The sequence below is a fragment of the Frankia sp. CcWB3 genome (assembly GCF_977927595.1).
In genome coordinates, this window is sequence record NZ_CDWRCK010000209.1 from 5,423 (window position 1) to 7,681 (window position 2,259).

At 71.8% G+C, this 2,259-nt stretch carries 2 protein-coding genes; one reads left to right on the forward strand and one right to left on the reverse strand.

Translation table 11 applies throughout. From position 1 onward, the window contains the following. Positions 1-615 precede the first annotated feature (615 nt). Positions 616-1,734: a hypothetical protein gene (locus ACY5KJ_RS15235; RefSeq protein ID WP_462203648.1), complete on the forward strand. Its 1,119-nt coding sequence runs from the start codon at positions 616-618 to the stop codon at positions 1,732-1,734. On the opposite strand, the gene ACY5KJ_RS15240 is transcribed toward ACY5KJ_RS15235, so the two are convergent. After that, positions 1,676-2,083, reverse strand: coding sequence for a pilus assembly protein TadG-related protein (locus ACY5KJ_RS15240; protein WP_462203649.1), 408 nt, complete (start codon positions 2,081-2,083; stop codon positions 1,676-1,678). The two genes, ACY5KJ_RS15235 and ACY5KJ_RS15240, sit on opposite strands and share 59 nt — an antisense overlap. Between the last annotated feature and the right edge of the window lie 176 nt (positions 2,084-2,259).

Below are 2,259 nucleotides of genomic sequence, written 5' to 3' on the forward strand. Positions count from 1 at the left end.
GGCAGCATCCCGGCGGCATCCCGACCGGGAAACATCATCATGGCGAAACATGCAATGACTCGACGACACGAGGATGAAACATTCGCAGGATGCCACGAGAATTTCGGCCAACCGGCGCCCGCACTGCGGACAATCGTTGCGGCGGCCCCAGGCAGTCAGGCGGTTCAGCCATCCGACAACAACCTCCGACAACAACCGACGCCAATCCCTGAAGAGACACGTACCACATCGCCGAGTGCGCACAACTCGGCGCGTCCGCGGCCCCCGAACGATACCGTCGAAGACGGCGCTTCGCGCACGAATACGTGAACGCCGGGTTTCGTCGGGACAGTGCGGCCTCGCGACCATATGGGTGTCGGATGCGGAGAGCTCAGCTGCAGAGAGCTCAGACGCATCGACCGGTGCGCGTGTACACCGGTCGATGTCGCCGGGACGGGACGGGACGAAGGCTCGAGGACCGGCCACTACCACGGGGAAGAGGAGGAAGGCCGCCGTGAATAACCGGATCTGTCGTCCGAGCGATCGGATCACGCCGTTGGCGGCGACGACTCACCGCCCCGTCGCGTGCCGGCGGAAGGCCGCGATCATTCCCGCAGGAGCACGGAGGGTCCCATCGTGTCGGAGGTCTCGGAGGTCGCGGACCGACGCTCTGTCCTGGTTGCCACCGGCCTCGCGGCGGTGGGCTCCGTGAGTCTGCGCGACGACGCATCCGGCCTGCACGAGGCCTGCATGGCCGCCCTGACCGCGACGGTCAGGGCCTACGAGACGTCTGATCTGATCACTACCACGTCCGCCCTGGTCTCGTTGGAGCGCACGACACAGACCGTGCCCCGGGAGCACCGGCTGCGCGGCCGGCCATCGCTGGAGTGGATGCGGCTGCACGCGGCGGTCACGACGGTGGCGGCCGCCACCGCCTACGACCGCGGCAAACACTCCGACGCCGCCGTGCGGGCCGACCGGGCCGCGGCGCTCGCCCGGGCGGCCGGGGACGGGCCACTCGCCGCCCGCGCCCTGGCCCTGCGCGCCCGGGTGGTCCGCCCGCACAGCCCGGCGGTGTCCCTGCAGATCGCCGGGGCGGCGGCGCGGATCGCGGGGCACAGCTCCACCCGGGCCCTCATCGCCGGGAAGGTTGTCACCAGCGCCTGTGCGGCGACCGGCGACCGGGCGGGCGTCCGGGACGCCGTCGCCAGAGCCTGGCAGACGATGGAACGGCTCGACGACACCGCCCACGGCTCGCCGGGTTTCTCGCTCGACACCTACTCCCCGGCGGATCTTGCCCTGGCCTGCGCCGAGGCCCTGACCACCGTCGGCGCGGCCGACGAGGCCATGCCTCACCTGGAACGCGCCGCGACGTTGATCACAGGTAGCGGCCAGACGGGCATGGTGGTCTCGGTGCGGATGGCGCAGGCCCGGGCCGCACTGGCCCGGGAGATCCCGGATCGCGACGAGGCAGCCCAGCACGCCGCTCAGGCGGTGGCGCTGTCTGCCGGGCGGCCGGCCGAATGGGTGGCCCGGCTGGTCCGGGACGTGTCGGATCTGGCCGAGCGCCGCACCGGCCACGGTCTCGACGATCTCCTGGACGCCACCTCGACCTGGTTGCATCAGGGGTCGGAGGAAAGCCAACAGGTGGCGCGCACGCAACCGGCGCGGTTCGGCGTTCCGGCGCCGGCCGGCGTCATGGTGCAGCGGGCTGGCGGACCACCGACTGTGCCTGCGCTCCGGCACGTACCGTGACCGGACCCACCCCGAGGGAGCCCACAACCGGAAGGTCGACCACACGCGTGCCCTCCACCTCCACCGTCGTCGCGTCGACGAGGGTGGAGGTGAGGGTCGTGCGGCCACTCGGATCGGCCCGGCGCTGGTACTGATCGACGGTCGTGGCGATGTCGGCGAGGGGCAGGCGCTCGAAGGCGTCGGTGGCGGTGTAGATCGCGTTCTCGTCGATGCGCTGGGCAGCAGCCAGCGCGGCGCCGTCGGCGGCCGAGGCCACCGACCGGCGGGCGAGGTAGATGGCGGACACGTCGGTCACGACGACCACCAGCATCGCCGCGACCATGAGATACCCCAGCGTCAGCACGAGGATGGTCCCGCCGTCCGCAGGACCGGCTCCGGGCGAGCGGACGGCCGGGACCGCCCAGCCGGCGCCGGGTACCCGGACGGACCGCCCCGACCCGCCAATGCCGAACGCGCGCAGGAAACGGGGCACCTGGATTCCGCCACTGGTCACGAGCACGCGTTCTCCTCGCGGACGCTCCCGGC